General features: G+C 68.9%; 19 protein-coding genes. 7 read left to right on the top strand and 12 right to left on the bottom strand.

The window, feature by feature from the left end:
* Nucleotides 1-3: 3 nt before the first annotated feature.
* Genes HD599_RS04285 through HD599_RS04270 form a run of 4 tightly spaced genes read right to left on the bottom strand, consistent with a single transcriptional unit; the run spans nucleotide 4 to nucleotide 3474 of the window.
* Nucleotides 4-564 (bottom strand): HEAT repeat domain-containing protein, encoded by a 561-nt coding sequence (locus HD599_RS04285; protein ID WP_184233940.1) that lies wholly within the window; start codon nucleotides 562-564, stop codon nucleotides 4-6.
* Between the two features lie 7 nt (nucleotides 565-571).
* Nucleotides 572-1258 (bottom strand): metal-dependent transcriptional regulator, encoded by a 687-nt coding sequence (locus tag HD599_RS04280; protein ID WP_246376084.1) that lies wholly within the window; start codon nucleotides 1256-1258, stop codon nucleotides 572-574.
* The gene (locus HD599_RS04275; RefSeq protein WP_184233938.1) at nucleotides 1258-2505 is read right to left on the bottom strand and encodes an Nramp family divalent metal transporter; all 1248 of its coding nucleotides are present in this window, start codon (nucleotides 2503-2505) and stop codon (nucleotides 1258-1260) included. The genes HD599_RS04280 and HD599_RS04275 overlap by 1 nt, the downstream gene beginning before the upstream one ends.
* A gap of 36 nt (nucleotides 2506-2541) precedes the next feature.
* A complete protein-coding gene (locus tag HD599_RS04270; RefSeq protein ID WP_184233936.1) occupies nucleotides 2542-3474 on the bottom strand; it encodes a cation diffusion facilitator family transporter in 933 nt (310 codons plus the stop codon).
* Nucleotides 3475-3608: 134 nt separating this feature from the next.
* Here HD599_RS04270 and HD599_RS04265 point away from each other — a divergent pair, with 134 nt between their 5' ends.
* Nucleotides 3609-5429, top strand: a complete 1821-nt coding sequence (locus HD599_RS04265) for a hypothetical protein (RefSeq protein WP_184233934.1) — start codon at nucleotides 3609-3611, stop codon at nucleotides 5427-5429.
* On the opposite strand, the gene rdgB is transcribed toward HD599_RS04265, so the two are convergent.
* Genes rdgB through HD599_RS04245 form a run of 4 tightly spaced genes read right to left on the bottom strand, consistent with a single transcriptional unit; the run spans nucleotide 5410 to nucleotide 9048 of the window.
* Nucleotides 5410-5991: an RdgB/HAM1 family non-canonical purine NTP pyrophosphatase gene (rdgB, locus tag HD599_RS04260; RefSeq protein WP_184233932.1), complete on the bottom strand. Its 582-nt coding sequence runs from the start codon at nucleotides 5989-5991 to the stop codon at nucleotides 5410-5412. The two genes, HD599_RS04265 and rdgB, sit on opposite strands and share 20 nt — an antisense overlap.
* Nucleotides 5988-6713: a ribonuclease PH gene (gene rph, locus HD599_RS04255; RefSeq protein WP_184233931.1), complete on the bottom strand. Its 726-nt coding sequence runs from the start codon at nucleotides 6711-6713 to the stop codon at nucleotides 5988-5990. The genes rdgB and rph overlap by 4 nt, the downstream gene beginning before the upstream one ends.
* Nucleotides 6710-7567, bottom strand: a complete 858-nt coding sequence (gene murI / locus HD599_RS04250; RefSeq protein ID WP_184233930.1) for a glutamate racemase — start codon at nucleotides 7565-7567, stop codon at nucleotides 6710-6712. Before murI ends, rph begins: the two co-directional genes overlap by 4 nt.
* A gap of 11 nt (nucleotides 7568-7578) precedes the next feature.
* The gene (locus tag HD599_RS04245; protein WP_184233929.1) at nucleotides 7579-9048 is read right to left on the bottom strand and encodes a cryptochrome/photolyase family protein; all 1470 of its coding nucleotides are present in this window, start codon (nucleotides 9046-9048) and stop codon (nucleotides 7579-7581) included.
* Between the two features lie 60 nt (nucleotides 9049-9108).
* Here HD599_RS04245 and HD599_RS04240 point away from each other — a divergent pair, with 60 nt between their 5' ends.
* Nucleotides 9109-10407: a nicotinate phosphoribosyltransferase gene (locus tag HD599_RS04240; protein WP_184233928.1), complete on the top strand. Its 1299-nt coding sequence runs from the start codon at nucleotides 9109-9111 to the stop codon at nucleotides 10405-10407.
* An 83-nt stretch (nucleotides 10408-10490) separates the two neighbouring features.
* On the opposite strand, the gene HD599_RS04235 is transcribed toward HD599_RS04240, so the two are convergent.
* The 3 genes from HD599_RS04235 to HD599_RS18280 are packed head-to-tail and all read right to left on the bottom strand — an operon-like array spanning nucleotide 10491 to nucleotide 13989.
* A complete protein-coding gene (locus HD599_RS04235; RefSeq protein WP_184233927.1) occupies nucleotides 10491-10748 on the bottom strand; it encodes a DUF3039 domain-containing protein in 258 nt (85 codons plus the stop codon).
* A 38-nt stretch (nucleotides 10749-10786) separates the two neighbouring features.
* On the bottom strand, nucleotides 10787-12355 hold the full coding sequence (locus tag HD599_RS04230) for a hypothetical protein (protein WP_184233926.1): 1569 nt from the start codon (nucleotides 12353-12355) through the stop codon (nucleotides 10787-10789).
* Nucleotides 12331-13989 carry an ABC transporter ATP-binding protein gene (locus HD599_RS18280; protein WP_343061875.1) on the bottom strand — a complete coding sequence of 553 codons (1659 nt, stop codon included), beginning with the start codon at nucleotides 13987-13989 and terminating at the stop codon, nucleotides 12331-12333. Before HD599_RS18280 ends, HD599_RS04230 begins: the two co-directional genes overlap by 25 nt.
* A 213-nt stretch (nucleotides 13990-14202) precedes the next feature.
* Here HD599_RS18280 and HD599_RS04220 point away from each other — a divergent pair, with 213 nt between their 5' ends.
* From HD599_RS04220 to HD599_RS04205, 4 genes are all read left to right on the top strand, one after another.
* Nucleotides 14203-14895 carry an NTP transferase domain-containing protein gene (locus tag HD599_RS04220; RefSeq protein ID WP_184233920.1) on the top strand — a complete coding sequence of 231 codons (693 nt, stop codon included), beginning with the start codon at nucleotides 14203-14205 and terminating at the stop codon, nucleotides 14893-14895.
* Nucleotides 14896-14963: 68 nt separating this feature from the next.
* Nucleotides 14964-15761: an ABC transporter permease gene (locus HD599_RS04215; protein WP_184233917.1), complete on the top strand. Its 798-nt coding sequence runs from the start codon at nucleotides 14964-14966 to the stop codon at nucleotides 15759-15761.
* A 21-nt stretch (nucleotides 15762-15782) separates the two neighbouring features.
* Nucleotides 15783-16544, top strand: a complete 762-nt coding sequence (locus HD599_RS04210; RefSeq protein ID WP_184233915.1) for an ATP-binding cassette domain-containing protein — start codon at nucleotides 15783-15785, stop codon at nucleotides 16542-16544.
* Entirely contained in the window at nucleotides 16541-17386 is an 846-nt protein-coding gene (locus tag HD599_RS04205; RefSeq protein WP_343061873.1) for a hypothetical protein, read from the top strand. Before HD599_RS04210 ends, HD599_RS04205 begins: the two co-directional genes overlap by 4 nt.
* A gap of 3 nt (nucleotides 17387-17389) precedes the next feature.
* Here the strand turns inward: HD599_RS04205 and HD599_RS04200 are convergent, their stop codons facing one another.
* Nucleotides 17390-18358 carry a DNA topoisomerase IB gene (locus HD599_RS04200; RefSeq protein WP_184233914.1) on the bottom strand — a complete coding sequence of 323 codons (969 nt, stop codon included), beginning with the start codon at nucleotides 18356-18358 and terminating at the stop codon, nucleotides 17390-17392.
* A 99-nt stretch (nucleotides 18359-18457) separates the two neighbouring features.
* Here HD599_RS04200 and HD599_RS04195 point away from each other — a divergent pair, with 99 nt between their 5' ends.
* Nucleotides 18458-18733, top strand: a complete 276-nt coding sequence (locus HD599_RS04195) for a hypothetical protein (RefSeq protein WP_184233912.1) — start codon at nucleotides 18458-18460, stop codon at nucleotides 18731-18733.
* The last annotated feature ends 12 nt before the right edge of the window (nucleotides 18734-18745 follow it).

The following is an 18745-nucleotide window of genomic DNA, read 5'->3' as shown; positions in this document are numbered from 1 at the left end:
CGACTAGTCCTCGGTGGAGGGTTCGACCGTCGGCGCCTTCGCGCGCAGCTTCTTGAGCGCTCCGCCGGCTTCGCGACGGACCTCGATCTCGGGGTCCTTCAACAGCGAACGCAGCACGTCGATGTCTTCGGTCCGGCCGATCTCGCCGAGCGCGCGGGCGGCCTGCGCACGGACACGGGCGACCTCGTCGGTCGCGAGCAGGGCGACCTCGGCCGGGTAGGCGAGTTCGCGGCGTGCGACGACCTTGGCGCTCATTTCGCGCACGCGCCAGGCCTGATTGCCGAGGCCCGCGAGCACGGCGGGGATCGCCGAGTCGTTCCAGATGTAGAGGAACGTGCGGGCACCCCATACCTCGGGCCAGTACAGCGGCGGGGCTCCGTCGAGGATGCCCTGCGCGTGGCGCCCGCCGACCGCGAGCAGGAACTCCTCGCCGGCATTGAGGCCCGCGATGAGCGCTGTCGCACGCGCGACCACCTCGTCCTCCCCCAGCTCGGCGACGACCTTCGCGATGCGCTCTGCGGGGGAATCGTCGTTGGGCTGGTTCTTGGGAGTGTGTGTAGTCATAGCGCTGCTACTTTACGCGGCTGGGCTCCTCGCGGCTCACCCAGATCGAGACGAGGGCGTCCGGCGCGAGCGTGCGTTCGCCGTCCTGGACCTCGAGCTGCACGACGAACGGGTCGCGCGACCGCACCTCGAGCGCCCGGTCGAGCACGACCGACTCGGCCTCCAGGTGGCGCAGCAGCAACGAGTCGCGGTCGGAGATCCGAACGACCACGACCCGCTCCCCCACCACGGCGTCGCGCAGCAGCAGTGCGGCCGGCTGGCTGATCACGCCCGCTTTGCTCGGGATCGGGTCGCCGTGCGGGTCGCGGGTCGGCCGGCCGAGTTCGTCGTCGATCTTGTCGAGCAGCCGGTCGCTGAGCGCGTGCTCGAGCACCTCCGCCTCGTCGTGCACCTCGTCCCAGGCGTACCCGTAGTGCTGCACGAGCCAGGTCTCGATGAGCCGGTGACGTCGCAGCATCCGCAGGGCGAGGGCCGCGCCATCCGGGGTCAATGTGATCGCGCCGTAGCGAACATGGTCGACGAGCCCGTTGGCGCCGAGCTTCTTGACCATTTCGGTGACGGATGACGCGGCGAGACCCAATCGTCCGGCGAGCACCGAACTCGTGATCGGCTCGGGCTGCCACTCGGTGTGGGCGTAGATGACCTTGACGTAGTCCTCGAACGCCATCGGGTAGGTCGCGGGAGTGGCGGGCATCAGTTGCCTCCGATCACGAGCACGATGAGAACGACGTTGATGGCGATGATGGCGCCGGTGCTGATCCAGCTCACCCAGCGCAGCCAGGCCGCGTTGGCGAATTCGCCCATCAGCGTCTTCGAACTGGCGAAGCGCACGAGGGGCACGAGCGCGAACGGGATGCCGAAGCTCAGCACCACCTGGCTGAGCACCAGCGCGCGGGTGGGATCGAACCCGACACCGAGCACGACGAGCGCCGGCACGAGAGTGATCACCCGCCGCAGTAGCAGCGGCACCTTCACCTTGAGCAGGCCGCCCATGATCGACGCGCCCGCGTAGGTGCCGACGCTGGTCGACGCGAGGCCGGAGGCGAGCAGGCCGACCGCGAACACGACGCCGAGGGCTGGCCCGAGGGCGTCGACGATGGCCGCGTGTGCGCCCTCGATGGAGTCAGTGCCGTCGACCCCACGAAGGGCGGATGCCGCGAGCAGCAGCATCGAGATGTTGATAGCACCGGCGATGAGCAGGGCAGTGCCGACATCCCATCTCGTGGCTTTCAACAGTCGGCGGATGCGTCCCGCGTCCGCGGTCACCCCGTGCCGGTCACGGGCGAGCGCCGAGTGCAGGTAGATGACGTGCGGCATCACGGTCGCGCCGAGCATGCTCGAGGCGAGCAGCACCGAATCGGTGCCTTCGAACCGCGGAACGATCCCGGCCAGCATCTGCGCGGGGTCGGGGTGGCTGAAGAACAGGCCGGAGACGAATCCGACGACGATGACGGCGAGTAGTGTGACGATCACCACCTCGAACGCGCGCTGGCCGTTGCGCGTCTGGACGGCGAGCAGGACCATCGACGCGATGCCGACGATCACGCCGCCGAGCAGCAGCGGCACCCCGAAGAGCAGGTTGAGGGCGATCGCGCCGCCGATGACCTCGGCGATGTCGGTCGCCGCCGCGACGAGTTCGGCCTGGCCCCAGTAGAAGCGGCGCGGTCCGGTCTTCAGCTTCTCGCCGAGCAGTTCGGCGAGGCTGCGCCCGGTGACCAGGCCCACCTTCGCCGACTGGTACTGCACCAGCACCGCGATGAGGTTGGCGAGGATCAGTACCCAGAGCAGCAGGTAGCCGTAGCGTGCTCCCGCCGTCAGGTTGGCGGCGACGTTGCCCGGGTCGACGTAGGCGATGGCGGCGACGAAGGCCGGACCGAGGAGGAAGAAGAGCGAAGACCGCGCGGGAGCGCCCCGTGACTGGAGGACGGGACTTTTAGGCATGCCGAAACTTTAGCAAAAGTTTCGGCTTGCCGAAATCTAACGGTGCAGTTGGTCCTCGTGGGCAGCGTGCTCGGTCGGTTCGATCTGGAACGTCGAGTGCTCGACATCGAAGTGGCCGGTGAGGCACCCGCTCAGCTCGTCGAGCAGGGCGCCGACGCCGCCGGCCTCGAACAGTTCTTTCGAGACGACGATGTGGGCGGAGAAGACCGGGGCGCCCGAGGTGATCGCCCACACGTGCACGTCGTGCACGTCGACGACGCCGGGGGTGCCGAGCAGGTGCTGGCGGATCTCCTCGATGTTCATGTGCGTCGGCACCGACTCGCTGAGAACGTGGAAGACGTCCCGCAGCAGGCTGAACGCGCGGGGCACGATGAGGGCGGCGATGACGAGGGACGCGACCGCGTCGGCCTGCACCAGGCCGGTCGTGATGATGACCACGGCAGCGATGATCGTCGCGACCGAGCCGAACAGGTCGCCGAGCACCTCGAGGTAGGCACCTCGCATACCGATGGAACCGCCCTTTTCCACACCCCCGCGCAGCACCAGCAGGGACGCGACGTTGGCGGCCAGTCCGACGACAGCGATGACGAGCATCGGTGCGCTCAAGACCTCGGCGGATTCGGGCCGGAACAGGCGGCCGATGCCCTCGACGGCGACGAAGATCGCGACCCCTGCCAGCAGCACGCCGTTCAGCAGGGCGCCGAACACCTCCGCGCGCTGGTATCCGAAGGTCTGACGGTCGGTGGCGGGCCGCGCCGCGATCGACAGCGCCACGAGCGCGACGACGAGACCGAGCAGATCGGAGAGCATGTGGCCGGAATCGGCGAGCAGCGCGAGCGAACCCGACAGCACCGCGCCGACGACCTCGACCACGAGGAAGACACCGACGATCGCGATCGCCACGACGAGACGCGCACGGTTGGTTATCCCCGCCGCGTGGTCGTGATTGTGCCCCTCGTTTTTGCTCACGGATACAGCGTAGGTCGGCTTCCGGTGCGCTACTAGCCGTTCGCGCTAGATAGGAATGAGGGGCGTTATCGACAAGCGCCGGTGCCCCAGTTCTGGGGAGCGCCACGCTCGCACGGCCCGCTTAGGCTGAAGCGGTGAGCACCGTACTCATCGTGCTCGCCACGACCTGCCTCCTCGTCTGGATACCGATCGCCGGCTCCCGTTGGGGACGTCTCCTGGCCGTGCCGATCGTCTCCGTGGCCACGGCGGTCGGATTCCTTCTCCTCCTCGCCGTCACTCCGGTGTTCCGAGTGGACATCGGGCTCGCGACCGTTGGCGCCCTCGCCGCGGCGAGCGCCCTCGGCATCGTCGTCCTCGTCCGGAATCCGGCAGTTCGTCTTCGGCCGTCGGTGCACGCCCTCGCCATCTGGATCCCCGCCCTGCTCGGTGCGACCGTGTGGGTTGCCGCCCGCGCGGCATCGCAGTTCGTGCCCGGGGCCGCCTACCTGAGTTGGACAATGGAGGGCGACTCGACGAACACCCTGGGATTCGCCCGCAGGATCATCGCCGATCACGGTGTGCTCTTCGGTTCCGGCGAGAATCCGGTGCCGTTGCCGGCGGCGGTACTCGCCATCCCGCTCTCCCTCGAGCGGCTGCTGCCCGGCGGCGATGCGCTGGGAGTCGACATCGCGGTATTCGGCTGGAGCTGGCTCGTCGTTCTGGCGATCGGGTGCGTGGCGATGGGTGCGGTCACGGCATCCGCCATCGACCCGGCGAAGCCGCGTCTTGTGGCCGTCGCGAGCGCGATGGGCTCGCTGCTCCCGCTCACCTGGCTTGTCGGCGGACTTCCGATCGACTTCGGATTCTTCAATGTGCCGTTTGTGATCCCGGTCGCTCTGGCGTGCTGGCTCCTCTACATCGGGTCCGCGCGCGCTCCGGTCGCCGCGGCGGTCGCGCTCGTCGGCGCATCGACGCTGCTGCTGGTCACTTGGAGCCCCGTAATCCTCGTGCCGGTGTTCCTCGGCGTCATTGTGGTCGTGCGCGAACGCCGCGAATTCCTGACCCTGCGCCGGTGGGAGCTCGCGGTACCGCTCGCCTCGGTCGTGGTGGTCCTCATGTACACGATCTTCCTCACCGTGCCTACCTACTTCGTGCAGTCGAGCGCGTTCCAGGCGCCGAGCATGGGCTACCCTTCGACCTGGTACGTCATCTTGCCGAGCATCGTCGTGGCGCTCTTGAGCGCCGCTTTCCTGCGCTCCCGGTCGACGCTGCCGGTGTTCTCCGGAATCGTCGCACTCATTGCGGCCGGCTACCTCGGCATCGCGCTCATGCTGTTCGTCGTCCGCGATCTGTACGACCCGTGGACCGCGTACTATCCGGTGAAGCTGGCCTGGACCGTCTGCGTCATCCTCCTACCCGTTGCACTCTCGCTCGCCCTCGGCTGCCTCGCGAGGATCCGCCCGTGGTCGGTCGCCGTGGCGGCAGTCACGATCACCGCGGCCGGGACCGTCGCCATCGCCGCGTTCGCCCCGCTCGGCTTACCCGTCGGGTACGAGGCCCGCCAGCCGGTCGACCGCATGCTCGGCGGCCACGTCTGGGTCGACGGCGATGAGTCGGTGAAGATCATCCTCGCGCTGGCCGAGCGCGACGAGGTCGGAATCGTCTGGCAGACCGACAACCCCGACGAGGGGTTCGTGAACTTCTGGGCGATGGATGCCGCGGGCGGCGCCCTCGGCGAAGACCCGGTGCTGCGCCGCTTCGCATTCCGCGACTACGCCGGCTTCCGCCAGTTCGGCGAGCACAGGCCGGACGCGGCCAATTCGTTGTGCGCCGTGCTGCGCGACCCCGACATCTCCGCCGTGGTCTACACCGACAACGCCGAGCTCGAACCGGGCATCGACGACTGGTGCGCGGGCGGCTCCGCACGATTCGTCGTGGGAGCCACACCTGGCACGTCTACAGCAGCTGCGCCCTGACCACCGGCATGATCTGCCCGAAGGCGCGCGCCCGGTGGCTGACCGCGTTCTTCTCGTCGGCCGTCAGCTGCGCGGCGCTCACGTCGATCCCCTCGGGCTGGAAGACGGGGTCGTAGCCGAACCCGCCCGCACCCGCGGGTTCCCGCAGCACGGAGCCGGGCCAGACGCCGAGCTCCACGTGCTCGAAGTCGCCGACGACGAGCGCCGCGGCGCAGGTGAACTGGGCCGCGCGGTCGGTCGCCGAGGCGAGGTTGGCGAGCAGCAGCTCGAGGTTCTCGCGGTCGTCGCGGTGACCCGCGTAGCGTGCAGAGTGGATGCCGGGGGCACCACCCAGAGCGTCGACCGAGATCCCGGAGTCGTCGGCGATCGCGGCGAGACCCGTGTGCAGGGCGGCGGCCCTCGCCTTGATCAGCGCGTTGCCGCCGAAGCTGTCGGCGTCTTCCACCGGTTCCGGCCCGTCGTACCCGATCAGCTCGATGCCGTCGAGCTGCGCACCGAGGATGCGACGCAGTTCCTCGACCTTGTGCGCGTTGTGGGTCGCGAGGACGAGCTGGACGGTCATGATGCCAGCGACGCGACCTGCATCGCGGTCAGGTCGGCGGTGCCGCCGAGCGCGAGGTCGAGCAGCGCGTTGAGCTCGTCGCGGTCGAACGGCGCGCCCTCGGCGGTGCCCTGCACCTCGACGAACAGGCCGCGGCCGGTGACGACGACGTTCATGTCGGTCTCCGCCTTGACGTCTTCGACGTAGGCGAGGTCGAGCAGCGGCTCTCCCCCGACGATACCGACGGAGACCGCGGCGACGCTGTCGATGAGCGGCTTCGAGTTCTTGCCGATGAAGCCCTTGGCGCGGCCCCACTCGAGCGAGTCGGCGAGCGCGATGTACGCGCCCGTGATGGCGGCGGTGCGGGTGCCGCCGTCGGCCTGCAGCACGTCGCAGTCGATGACGATGGTGTTCTCGCCGAGTGCCTTCATGTCGACGACGGCGCGCAGGCTGCGGCCGATGAGGCGCGAGATCTCGTGGGTGCGGCCGCCGATCTTGCCCTTGACCGATTCGCGGTCCATGCGGTCGTTCGTCGAGCGCGGCAGCATCGAGTACTCGGCCGTGACCCACCCGGTGCCCTTGCCCTTGAGCCAACGCGGAACGCCGTTCGTGAACGACGCGGTGCACAGCACCTTGGTGTTGCCGAACGAGATGAGCGCCGAGCCCTCGGCCTGGGCGCTCCAGCCGCGTTCGATGGTGACCGGGCGGAGGTCGGTGGCGGTACGTCCGTCGGAGCGGGTCATCTGCTGTCTGCTTTCGGTAGGGCGAGTGGTGGTAAGTGGATCGTCCCGGTCTCGACGAGGTCGACGCGGGTGACCTCCGGACCGAGGAAGCGCGACGCGAGCGTGAGGAACTCCTGCTGGCTGCCCCCGGTCGCCTCGAAGGTGTAGGCGGGCGCCGCGGCGCTGGTGCGTTCGAGGCCGTGTTTCACGAGCATGCGGTAGACGTCGTACGCGGTCTCCTCCGCGCTCGAGACGAGGGTGACATCCTCGCCCATCACGTACTGGATCGCCGCGGCGAGCAGCGGGTAGTGCGTGCAGCCGAGCACGAGGGTGTCGATGTCCGCGGCCTTGAGCGGCGCGAGGTACTCCTCGGCGACGGCGAACAGTTCGGGGCCGCTGGTCACCCCTGCCTCGACGAACTCGACGAAGCGGGGGCAGGCCTGGGCGAAGATTTTGAGGTCGGATGCCGCGGCGAACGCGTCCTCGTAGGCGAGCGACTGCACCGTGCCGACCGTGCCGATCACGCCGATGCGTTTGTTGCGGGTCTGCCGCACCGCGGCCCGCACCGCGGGCTGGATGACCTCGACGACCGGGATCCCGTACCCGCCGGTGAACCGCTCCCGGGCGTCGCGCAGCATGGCCGACGACGCGGTGTTGCAGGCGATGACCAGCAGTTTGACGCCCTGGGCGACCAGATCGTCCATCACCTCGAGCGCGTAGCGGCGCACGTCGGCGATCGGCTTGGGGCCGTACGGGGAGTGCGCGGTGTCGCCCACGTAGGTGATCGATTCGCGCGGCAGCTGGTCGATGATGGCCCGGGCGACGGTCAGGCCGCCGACCCCCGAGTCGAAGACTCCAATCGGCGCATCAGTCACAAGCGTCGAGTTTAGTGGAAGCCTTCCCGCTCGCGTTCCTGCTGCACGACCGCCTCGCGGTCGACGAGCCCGCGCAGGCCGGCGAGCGGCTGCGCCATGCGGTGATTGCCGCGCAGCGCGGGCTCCACCCGGTCGAGGAACGCCCAGTATCCGGCGGTGTAGGGGCACGCGTCGGGCCCCAACCGCACCTTCGGGTCGAAGCGGCATCCGCCGCAGTAGTCGGTCATCCGGTCGATGTAGGCACCGCCCGCCGCATACGGCTTGGTGGCGACGATGCCGCCGTCGGCGTGCTGGCTCATGCCGATGACGTTGGCGGGCATCACCCACGGGGTGCCGTCGACGAACATGTCGGTGAACCAGTCGTTGAGCTGCACGGGGTCGTACCCGCGCTGCAGCGCCCAGTTGCCGATGACCATCAGCCGCTGGATGTGGTGCGTCCACCCGTGCTCGCGCAGGCCGCCGATCGAGTGGTGCAGGCAGTTCGCCTCGATGGCGTCGGTGTCGAGTTCTCTGAACTCGCGCGGCAGGTCGACCGTGGCGCGCAGGGTGTTGTGCCCGGTGCGGTATCCCTCGCCGAGATGCCAGTACAGGTGCCAGACGTAGTCGCGCCACCCGGCGATCTGGCGCACGAACCCCTCGACGCTCGACAGCGGCGCGTTGCCCCGCTCGTACTCGGCCGCGACGGTGTCGACGACGTGCCGCGGGTCGAGCAGCCCCAGGTTGAGCGGCACGCTGAGCAGCGAGTGCGCCATCGTCCAGTCGCCCGTGAGCGTCGCGTCCTCGAACGGGCCGAAGTCGCCGAGGCGGGTTTCGACGAAGTCGTCGAGCGCCGCCTGCGCCTCCGCCCCTGTCACGGCGAACCTGCGGGGCCCGTCGTCGCCGACGAGCCTGATCTCGCCCGCGGCCTGCCACCGGTCGAGATCGGCGCGCACGCCGGCGTCGATGTCGTCCTCGACCGGCCAGCGCGGGTCGGGCAGCCCGAGCGACACCGCGTTCTTCGGCGGCCGCTGCCGGTTGTCGTGGTCGTAGTTCCACTGCCCGCCCGCCGGGGACTGTCCTTCCATCAGCAGGCCGGTGCGCAGCCGGGTGTCGCGGTAGAAGTCTTCCAACAGCAGCCGGCCGGTGCCGCGGGTCGCGGCCCAGGCAGCGAACTCCTCCTCGCTCGTGACGAATCCGCGGCTCGGCAGGATGCGTGCGCCCAGCCGGCGCACCGTCCTCCGCGCCGCCCAGGAGGTGGGGTCGATCACTTCGAGGTCGTCGCGTCCGTCGACCACCTCGGAGTAGTGCTCGACCTGGTGGAACTCCACGCGGTCGCCCAGTTCGGCGGCGCGGTGACGGATCGCAGACAGGATGAGGTGCGCTTTGGCTCGGTGGATCGGCCGACGACGGAAGACCGACCGCGCTTCGACGAGCAGCATCGGGCCGCCGTCGTCGAAGAGCTCCCCGAGTTGCCCGGCGAAAATCCAGCGCACGTGAGTCATCTGCCCACGGTAGGCCGTTCCTCCGACGTCCGGGCGCGTTCCGCTCGATAGGCTCGGAGTATGAGCACCGCCCTGCTGACCGACCGCTACGAACTCACGATGATCGACGCAGCGATGCGCAGCGGTCTGCACGACAGGGAGTGCGTGTTCGAAGTCTTCGCCCGCCGCCTTCCCGAGGGTCGGCGCTACGGCATCGTCGCGGGCACCGGCCGCCTGCTCGACCTCGTGCGCCAGTTCCGCTTCGGCGACGAGGAGCTCGGTTGGCTGCGCGACCACGGCGTCGTCACGACCGCGACCTTGGACTGGCTCGCCGACTACCGCTTCCGCGGCACGATCACCGGCTACCGCGAGGGCGAGGTGTACTTCCCGAACTCCCCCATCCTCGTGGTCGACGGCACCTTCGCCGAGGCCGTGATCCTCGAGACCCTCGCGCTCAGCGTGCTCAACTACGACAGCGCGATCGCGAGTGCCGCCGCCCGCATGGTCTCCGCGGCCGACGGGCGTCCGCTCGCCGAGATGGGCTCGCGTCGCACGGGCGAGCGCTCGGCCGTCGCCGCCGCCCGCGCCGCCTTCGTCGCGGGATTCGGCGCCACCAGCAACCTCGAGGCCGGTCTCGAGTGGGGTATCCCCACGATGGGCACGGCCGCGCACGCGTTCACGCTGCTGCACGACAGCGAGGAGGAGGCGTTCCGCTCCCAGGTCGCGGCCCTCGGCTCCGGTACGACGCTGCTCGTCGACACCTACGATGTGCCCACGGCGGTGGCCCTCGCGGTCAAGGTCGCCGGCACCGGTCTCGGCGCGGTCCGCATCGACTCGGGCGACCTCCCCGCGCAGGTCGCGGCGGTGCGCGCGCAGCTGGACTCGCTCGGCGCGGTCAACACCAAGATCACCGTGACGAACGACCTCGACGAGTACACGATCGCCTCCCTGCGCGCCGCGCCCGTCGACTCGTACGGTGTCGGCACCTCGGTGGTCACGGGATCGGGCCACCCCGCGGCATCCATGGTCTACAAACTGGTGGCACGCCGGGATGACGCGGGCGAATGGGTCTCGGTCGCGAAAAAGTCCGCGGCCAAGGCCACCGTCGGCGGACGCAAGCACCCCGTGCGCACCCTCGAGAACGGCGTGGCCGTGGCCGAGACGATCTACGTCGGCGAGGAGCCGGCCGCCGCGCCGAACGAGCGGCCGCTGCTGGTGCCGCTCATGGTCGACGGCGAACCGGTGGCCGAGTACCTCGGCGCCCACGGCACGGGTGTCGCGCGCACGCACCGCGCGGCGGCGATCGCGGAGCTGTCCGACCAGGCGTTCCGGCTGGGACGCGGCGAGCCGGCGATCCCGACGGTCTACGTCGCGAACTAGGACTGGATTGAGCCCGTCGAAATCCCCGCACGCGATGACGTTGAGGATTTCGACAGGCTCAATCCGCGAAGGCGAAGGACGCGCTACTTCAGCGTCTCGTAGACCTCTTTGCACGTCGGGCAGACCGGAAACTTCTGCGGGTCGCGACCCGGGGTCCAGAGTTTGCCGCAGAGCGCGCGGACGGGCTTGCCGGTCAGTGCCGACTCCATGATCTTGTTCTTCGGTGCGTAGTGGGAGAAGCGCTCGTGGTCGCCTTCTTCCACCTGCTCGCTGTTGAGCAGTTCCTCGAGTTCGCGATCGAGGGTCGAGGTTCCTCCGCCGGTGTGCTCGGTATCAGTCATGCCGCAAGTGTAGTTTCTCGGGCGGCGGGGCGCTGGCCCTAGCTGCGCATCGAGAACGCGAGGATCTGTGACCCGCGGCGCTCGAAGACCCGGCCGCCGACCGCGACTCCGCCGAGCAGAACGGCGACACCGATCACGACGCCCGCGGCGAGCGACACGAGCGGCCACTGGCCGCCCTGGAGGAAGCCGAGCGCCGCCGCGACGAGCGCGGGAGCGGTGAGGAGGAGGATCGCGAAGAAGGAGAGCGCCTGGATGAGTCCCGCCGGGCTTCCGCTCTGCGGCTGGGCGAACGGGCTGTCGCCGGGGCGCACGGCCGGGTACGGGAAGCGCGCGGACATGATGCTCGACAGTCCCAACCCGGTGAACAGCACGCTCGTGCTCACGCCGACGATCGACGGCAGCACCGACCAGTCGCCGAACACGGCGGCGCTCACGACCCCGCCGATTCCGATGACCAGGATGCCGAGCACGAGCGCGGGCAGCAGTCGGCCCCAGCGGTCGGCGCGACCGCTCGTGCTCGCCGAGAGGTGCAGCCACACGGCGGTGTTGTCGAACGCGACGTCGTTGTGCACCGACCAGGAGAGGAACAGGCAGATCACCGGCACGGGCAGCAGCGCGAGCTGGGCGAGCGGTATTCCGCCGATCGAGAGCGCGATCACCATGAACAGCGGGATCAGCGGGATCACGATGAGCGACGTGCCGTAGCGCGAGTCGCGCAGCCAGTAGGTGATGCTGCGGGCGGCGATGACGCCGGTGGGCGTGCCGGGGACGAGACCGAACCACCCCAGGCCCGAGTACTTCTTCGCCTGCGCCTGGCGCTGCGGGGTCACGAGCATCGCCGCGACGAGGGCGCGCCAGCCGAGCGCGAGCACCGCCACCCACGCGACGGCGATGAGCAGCTTGAGCATCGACGTTCCGGGATCGCCGGCCGCGGCATCCGCCGGTATCGACCACGCCGCACCGAACGGCGTCCAGCTCAGCACGCCCGCGAACTTGGCGAGCACGTCGAGGCCGTCCTTCGCCCAGTCGACCGAGACGAGAGCGATGATGGCGGGCGACAGGCTCACGAGCGCGACGAGGCCGATGATCGCGGTGATGTCGCGGGCCCGCCGGGTGGCCAGCAGGAACGCGGCGACCGAGGTCGAGATGCGCGCCGACAGCACCGAGGTCACGATGATCAGCACGGCCGCGACGACGGCGAGGCCGGCCGAGAGCGCGTCACGGCTCCAGGTCGCGATCTGCGCGAACGCCATGATGGCGACCACGATCGTGGGCACCGAGATGAAGGATGCCGCGGCGAGACCGAACGCGAGCGTGTTGTTGCGGATGCCGAAGAGCGCGAACTTGCGCGGGTCGAGCGTGTCGTCGATGCCCAGGATCAACGGGAGCACCGTGAAGACCACGAGCACGACGGAGCCGAGCACGACGACCGCGCTGGTCGCCACGTCGACGTCGAAGAAGCGCAGGGAGACGAGCCCGCCCAGCACGAGCACGGCGGTGCCGAAGCCGTAGAGCGCACCGAGACCGAGGCCGAGAAGCTGCCACGGGCTGCGACGGAACGAGTTGCCGAGAAGCCGGAGCTTCAGTCGGAGAATTTGTGCAACCACTCCATGCCCTCCGCCGCTTTGCGACCGCCCGCGAGTTCGACGAACCGGTCTTCGAGGGATTTGCCGTCGCGCACCTGGTCCATGGTTCCGGTCGCGAGGACCGCGCCGTTCACGACGACCGCGACCGAGTCGCAGATGCGCTCGATCAGGCTCATGGTGTGGCTCGACATCACGACGGTGCCGCCGGCCGCCACGTACTTCTGCAGGATCTCGACGACGTTCGCCGCCGAGACGGGGTCGACCGACTCGAACGGCTCGTCGAGAACGAGCAGGCGCGGCGAGTGGATCATCGCCGCGGCGATCGCGACCTTCTTCGTCATGCCGGCCGAGTAGTCCGTGACGAGACGGTCGAGGGAGTCTTCGAGGCCGAACGCGACCGCGAGGTCGGCGCTGCGACTACGCACCACCTTCTTGTCGAGACCGTGCAGGATGCCGGAGTAGTAGAGCAATTGCGCGCCGGTGAGGCGGTCGAACAGTCGCAGACGGTCGGGCAGCACGCCCATGGTGCGCTTGGCGACGACGGGGTTGCTCCACACGTCGGCCCCGTGCACGGTGACGGTGCCCGCGTCGGGACGCAGCAGGCCGGTGACCATGGAGAGCGTCGTGGTCTTTCCCGCCCCGTTCGGTCCGACGATGCCGAAGAACGATCCCGCGGCGATGTCGAGGTCGATTCCGGCCACCGCCGTGGTGTCGTCGAAGCGCTTCACCAGACCGGTGATCTTCAGCACGATTTCGCGGGGCGTCTCGGCGACGGCGACATCGGTTGCTGGAGTCGCGGCGGCGGGGGTCTCGGCGGCGGGAGTCTCGGGCGCGACCTCTTCGACGACCGCGAGGTTCTCGATCGCCTCGACGATCTCGGGCTCGAGCACTACGGCCTCTGCGGCTTCGGGTTCGGGCTCTGTTGTCTCTACCTCTACCTCGGGCTCGGGCACGGGCACGGTGACCTCTACCTCGGGTTCGGGCTGGCTTGCGGGCGCCTCCGATTCGACGACCGGGTCTGCCGTGATGGTGGTACGGGTGCGGGAGCGGGAGGTGGTCGTGCGCTTGGTGGCTGGCTTGCGTGGGGGCGTCGTCGTCCCGGGGGCTTCGGGCACCTCCGTGACGTTTGCGGGCTCGCTGACGTTGACGGGCTCGGACGGCGCGACCGTCGGGCTCGTGACGACCGAGAGCGCGGCGACGCTCTCGTCGGTCGCCGCACGGGCTTCGGCGGCGGTGGGCGCGGCGGTTCCGCGTGGCTTGGCGGGTGCGCGCTTCGCGGCGGGCTTGGCCGTCGTCGGTTTCGCGGCGGCGGTCTTCGCTGCCGCGGGCTTCGCGGGAGTCGGCTTCGGGGCGGCCGGCTTCGCGGCCGTGGGCTTGCGCGGAGACGGCGTGGGCTTCGCGGCGGCCGGGGTGGCGCCGGCGGCAGCCCTGGAGGCCGTCGTCGTGCGGGGCGTCGGCGTGCGCTTCACCGGGGTCTTGGCCGGGGCGCCGGGTGTGGGCGCGGCGTCGGACGCGGCATCCGCCCCCGTCGTTTTCGGCTTTCTCGCAGCCGTGGAACGCGGAGTCGCGGGCTTCCGAGCTGTCGTTTTACGCGCGGCCGGAGGGCTGGCCTGAGGCTCGTGCTGGGCCTCTGGCAGGTCGGGTTCGGAATCCACCAGTCCACCGTACCAACCGTCGACGACTCCCAGAGGTTCCATCACGAAACGACAACAACAACCGGGTCGCTCTGGCCCGCGGACAGGGGCCGCGGCTAAGGTGATTCGAACACAGGGTCGTGTACATATATTCACCTTCAGGTAAACAACAGGCAAACTTGCCACAGTGTGTTGTTGCCTTGGAGCAATAGATTGTCAACAAGGAGACTCATCGTGACCACGCAGATCGTGATTCTGGCCGCCGGTATGGGCAGTCGTCTCGGCCGTTCGCTGCCGAAGCCACTCACCGAGCTCGCCGATGGACGCACCATCATGAAGCAGCAGTTCGACAACATCCGCCACGCCTTCGGCAAGGATGCCCAGGTCACCGTGGTTGTCGGCTACAAGCTCGAGCACATCATCGAGGCGTTCCCCGAGGCGTCCTTCGTCTACAACGAGCAGTACGACCAGACCAACACGTCGAAGAGCCTCATGCGTGCACTGCAGGCATCGGCAACCGGCGGCGTGCTCTGGATGAACGGCGACGTGGTCTTCGACCCCACCGCTCTCGTCCGTGCCGCCAAGCTCGTCGCCCGCGACCAGTCCTTCGTCTCGGTCAACACCGCCAAGGTGTCCGACGAAGAGGTCAAGTACACGACCGACGCCGAGGGCTACATCAAGGAGCTCTCGAAGACCGTGAAGAACGGTCTCGGCGAGGCCGTCGGCATCAACTACATCTCGCGCGACGACAAGGCAGTTCTGCTGCGCCAGCTCAAGCGCGTCGCCGATCAGGACTACTTCGAACGTGGCATAGAGTTGGCCATTGAGCAGGACAAACTGCACATCGAGCCGGTAGACATCTCCGATCTCTACGCTGTGGAGATCGACTTCGCTGAAGACCTCGAGCGGGCGAACCTTTTCGTCTGATCGCTAGTCAGCGGGGCCACTGGGGGCGTCGACACCACGGAGCATTCCAGAAGCCCTAGAGGATCCACGTGACCGTTGCACCACCCGAGCGAGCGTATCGGTCGCCAGTCTCCCGTTATTGGCATTCCCTCTGGCTCCTCGCCAAGCGTGATCTGCGGGTGCGGTATTCCACGTCCGCCCTGGGGTACTTCTGGTCGATCCTCGACCCGCTGGTCATGGCCGGCATCTACTGGTTCGTCTTCACCGTCGTGTTCGGCCGCGGGGTGGGCGAAGAGCCGTACATCGTCTTCCTGCTCTCGGCCCTCCTGCCGTGGACCTGGTTCACCGGTGCCGTCTCCGACTCGACCCGCGCGTTCATCCGCGAGGCGAAGCTCGTGCGGTCGACCAAGATCCCCCGCACTATCTGGGTCGTCAGCCTCGTGCTGTCGAAGGGCATCGAGTTCATCGCGAGCCTGCCGGTGCTCGCGCTCTTCGTCATCCTCGGCAACGGCAGCGTTAACGGCAACGTCGTCTTCTTCGTGCTCGGCATCGCCATCCAGGCCCTGCTCACGATCGGCGTGGGGCTCATCGTCGCCCCGCTCGTCGTCTTCTTCCGTGACCTCGAGCGCGCAGTGAAGCTCGCGCTTCGTTTCCTCTTCTACGCGTCGCCCATCATCTACGGCGTGACCGACCTCCCCGAGCAACTGCACTTCTGGGCCGCGTTCAACCCGCTCAGTGGGATCTTCTCCCTCTACAGGTCGGCGTTCTTCCCCGCGCAACTCGACTGGGCGATGGTTGCAATCTCAGCCGGCATGAGTATCGTCATCCTGTGCATCGGACTCCTCGTTTTCAAACGCAGCATCCGCTCGGTGCTGAAGGAGATCTGATCCGTGTCGCAGAGTGAAGCAGTGGAGACGACGGCCGTCGACAGCGGGTCCGCCGTGATCTCCGTGAAGGATGCCGGTATCCGCTACCGTCGCAACCGTCGCTCCCGCCGCAACTTCAAGGACCTGTTCAGCGCCCGCGCGCGCAAGACGCGTCCCGGAGAGTTCTGGGCGCTGAGGAACGTGACCTTCGACGTTCTCCCCGGCGAGGCCATCGGTGTCGTCGGCCGCAACGGCCAGGGCAAGTCGACGCTGCTGAAGCTCGTCGCCGAGGTCGTCCTGCCCGACGAAGGGTCGGTGGGCGTGCACGGCGGCGTCGCGCCCCTCATCGAGATCACCGGCGGGTTCGTCAACGATCTCTCGGTGCGCGAGAACGTCTACCTCACGGCCGGTCTGCACGGCATGAAGAAGGCCGACATCGCCGCGCAGTTCGACGAGATCATCGAGTTCGCCGAGATCGGCGACTTCCTCGACACCCCGTACAAGCATCTGTCCAGCGGCATGAAGGTGCGCATCGCCTTCTCCGTCGTCTCCCGGCTCGAGGAACCGATCATCCTCGTCGACGAGGTGCTCGCGGTCGGCGACCGCGCGTTCAAAGAGAAGTGCTACCGCCGCATCGACGAGCTGCTCGCCGGCGGCCGCACCCTCTTCATCGTCTCCCACAGCGAGAAAGACCTGCGCCGCTTCTGCACGCGCGGGCTCTACCTCGACAAGGGCCGCCTCGTCCTCGACGCTCCCATCGCCGAGGTCCTCGAACGCTACAACGCCGACTACGGAGTGAAGTGACCAGTCCCCAGATTCCCCAGTCCAACAGGTTCGTCGTGACGGGAATCGACCGGGTGCTCACCGTGCAGCGGCCCGTCGTACTCGCCCACCTGCACAGCATCCGGTCGCGGCATCCCGAAGCCTCGCCCGAAGAGGTCATCCGCGTGCTCGAGAAGCGCTACCTCGCGGCGGTGACCACCGGCGGCGCGCTCGTCGGTGCCAGCGCCGTCATCCCCGCGGTCGGGGTGGGCGCGTCGCTCGCCCTGTCGACGGTCGAGACGGGCGGTTTCCTCGAGGCGAGCGCGCTGTTCGCGCAGTCGGTCACCGAGGTGCACGGCATAGCGGTCGACGACCCCGACCGGGCCCGCACGCTCGTCATGACGCTGATCCTCGGCTCCGCCGGCAGCGACCTCGTCAAGCAGCTCGCCGGCCAGGTATCCGGCACCGGTCCCGAGCGCGGACGCTTCTGGGGCGAGCTCGTGACCAAGAACCTCCCGCAGGCGGCCATGGGCCAGATCGCCGACCGCCTCAAGAAGACCTTCATCAAGCGGTTCGCCGTCACGCAGGGCACGAACGCCGTCGGACGCGCCATCCCGTTCGGCATCGGCGCCGTCGTCGGCGGGGCCGGGAACAACCTGCTCGGCCGCCAGATCATCCGCAGCTCGCGCGAGGCGTTCCGGGCCGCTCCCGCGGAATTCCCGCCCGCGCTCGCGCTCCGGGTCAAGGCCCCGAAAGCGCCCAAGCTCCCGCGCGCGGAACGCCCGCCGAAGGCACTGCGCGGCGCGAAGACGCCGAAGCCCTCGCGCGCGCAGAAGGCACTCGAGAAGGCGCAGCGCGACTTCCGCGTCGACCCGGCGGAGTAGCCCCTACGCTCCGAGCAGGTCGCGCACCTGCGCCTCGGCCGAATCGGGCCGTGCGGCGTCGATCATCTGGCCGCGGCGGTACTTGTCGACGACCCGGGGGTCGACGTAGCTCTTCTTCGCGATCGATGCGGTGTTGCCGAGCACGGACGCCGCGTCGCGCATCGCCTGGGCGACGGCGCGGGTGCGCTTGGTGCGCGTGCGCGCCTTGCCGCTCTTCGCGAGGCTGAGGGCCGCGGCGACCGTGCCGCGGAGAGTGCGGAAGTCCTTGGCGGAGAAGTCTCCCCCGGTGCGCTCGCGCAGGTAGTCGTTGATCTCCTCCGCGCCGAGCGGGTGCCAGTCGTCGCCGTCGCGGTAGGCCAGCAGGCGCGCGGTGGGGCCGCGGCGCTTGAGTGCGGAGAGGAGGGCCGCGAGGTCGACGTCCGTGATCTCGGAACTCCATTCCTGACCGCTCTTGCCCGGGAACTTGAGCGTGATCGTGGAGCCGCTCACCTTCGCGTGGGCGCAGAGCAGGGTGGACAGGCCGTGGCTTCCGTTGGTCTGCGCGTAGCGCTCGGAGCCGATGCGCAGCGCGCCGGTGTCGAGCATGCGGAAGGCGCCGGCGAGCACGCGGGTGCGCGTCAGGCCGTCGCCGCGCAGATCGGTCGTCACGCGTCGACGGGCGGCGGGCAACGACCCGGAGAGCTCGAGGGCGCGCTCGAACTTCGCCTTGTCCTTTTTCTCCCGCCAGAACGGGTGGTAGATGTACTGGCGCCGGCCGGCCTCGTCGACGCCGGTGGCCTGGATGTGGCTGTTGGGGTGGGGTGCGATCCAGACGTCGGTCCACGCCGGCGGAATCGCCAGAGCGTCGATGCGGGCGCGCACGGTGTCGTCGTCGAGCTTGTCGCCGTCGGCGTCCCGGAACGAGAAGCCCTTTCCCTTGCGGATCCGGCCGTAGCCGGGAGAGGTGAGCTGGCTCCTGCGTAGTCGAGGCATGGGGCCGACGTTACGCCGCCTCTCCTCCCCAGACGAATCGGCGTTTTGGGCTTGCACACGAGGCCGTTCCGCGTCGTTGGCTCCGCCTACCGTGCGGGCATGCATCCACTCGCCTACCGCGTTCCATTCGCCGTCGACCGCTCACGCGCGCCCGACCACTACTACCTCGTCAACCACAGCGACGAGACGCTGGAGAGAATCCGGCTCAGTCTGCTCGGCTCCGGCTTCTTGCTGCCGCTGAGCCGACGGCGACTCGCACCGGGCACGGCTCTGGCCTTCGCGCCGCGCGGCGAGAACCTCGCTCGCGACTCGGTCGTCATCGTGCGCTGGTTCCGCCCGAACGGCGACGAGTACCTCTGGCGGGTGAGCTTCTGATGCGACGCCGGG

Origin of the sequence: Conyzicola lurida, assembly GCF_014204935.1 — a bacterium.
GTDB classification, from domain to species: Bacteria; Actinomycetota; Actinomycetes; order Actinomycetales; family Microbacteriaceae; genus Conyzicola; species Conyzicola lurida.
The sequence above is the reverse complement of the archived record's forward strand: the minus strand, read 5'-3'. Positions and strand labels throughout refer to the sequence as shown.

Excerpts from the sequence above, each read along its gene's own strand:
- HD599_RS04285 (WP_184233940.1), bottom strand. The coding sequence starts at position 564 with ATGACTACACACACTCCCAAGAACCAGCCCAACGACGATTCCCCCGCA.
- HD599_RS04280 (WP_246376084.1), bottom strand. The coding sequence starts at position 1,258 with ATGCCCGCCACTCCCGCGACCTACCCGATGGCGTTCGAGGACTACGTC.
- HD599_RS04275 (WP_184233938.1), bottom strand. The coding sequence starts at position 2,505 with ATGCCTAAAAGTCCCGTCCTCCAGTCACGGGGCGCTCCCGCGCGGTCT.
- rdgB (WP_184233932.1), bottom strand. The coding sequence starts at position 5,991 with ATGACCGTCCAGCTCGTCCTCGCGACCCACAACGCGCACAAGGTCGAG.
- rph (WP_184233931.1), bottom strand. The coding sequence starts at position 6,713 with ATGACCCGCTCCGACGGACGTACCGCCACCGACCTCCGCCCGGTCACC.
- HD599_RS04245 (WP_184233929.1), bottom strand. The coding sequence starts at position 9,048 with ATGACTCACGTGCGCTGGATTTTCGCCGGGCAACTCGGGGAGCTCTTC.
- HD599_RS04240 (WP_184233928.1), top strand. The coding sequence starts at position 9,109 with ATGAGCACCGCCCTGCTGACCGACCGCTACGAACTCACGATGATCGAC.
- HD599_RS04235 (WP_184233927.1), bottom strand. The coding sequence starts at position 10,748 with ATGACTGATACCGAGCACACCGGCGGAGGAACCTCGACCCTCGATCGC.
- HD599_RS04200 (WP_184233914.1), bottom strand. The coding sequence starts at position 18,358 with ATGCCTCGACTACGCAGGAGCCAGCTCACCTCTCCCGGCTACGGCCGG.
- HD599_RS04195 (WP_184233912.1), top strand. The coding sequence starts at position 18,458 with ATGCATCCACTCGCCTACCGCGTTCCATTCGCCGTCGACCGCTCACGC.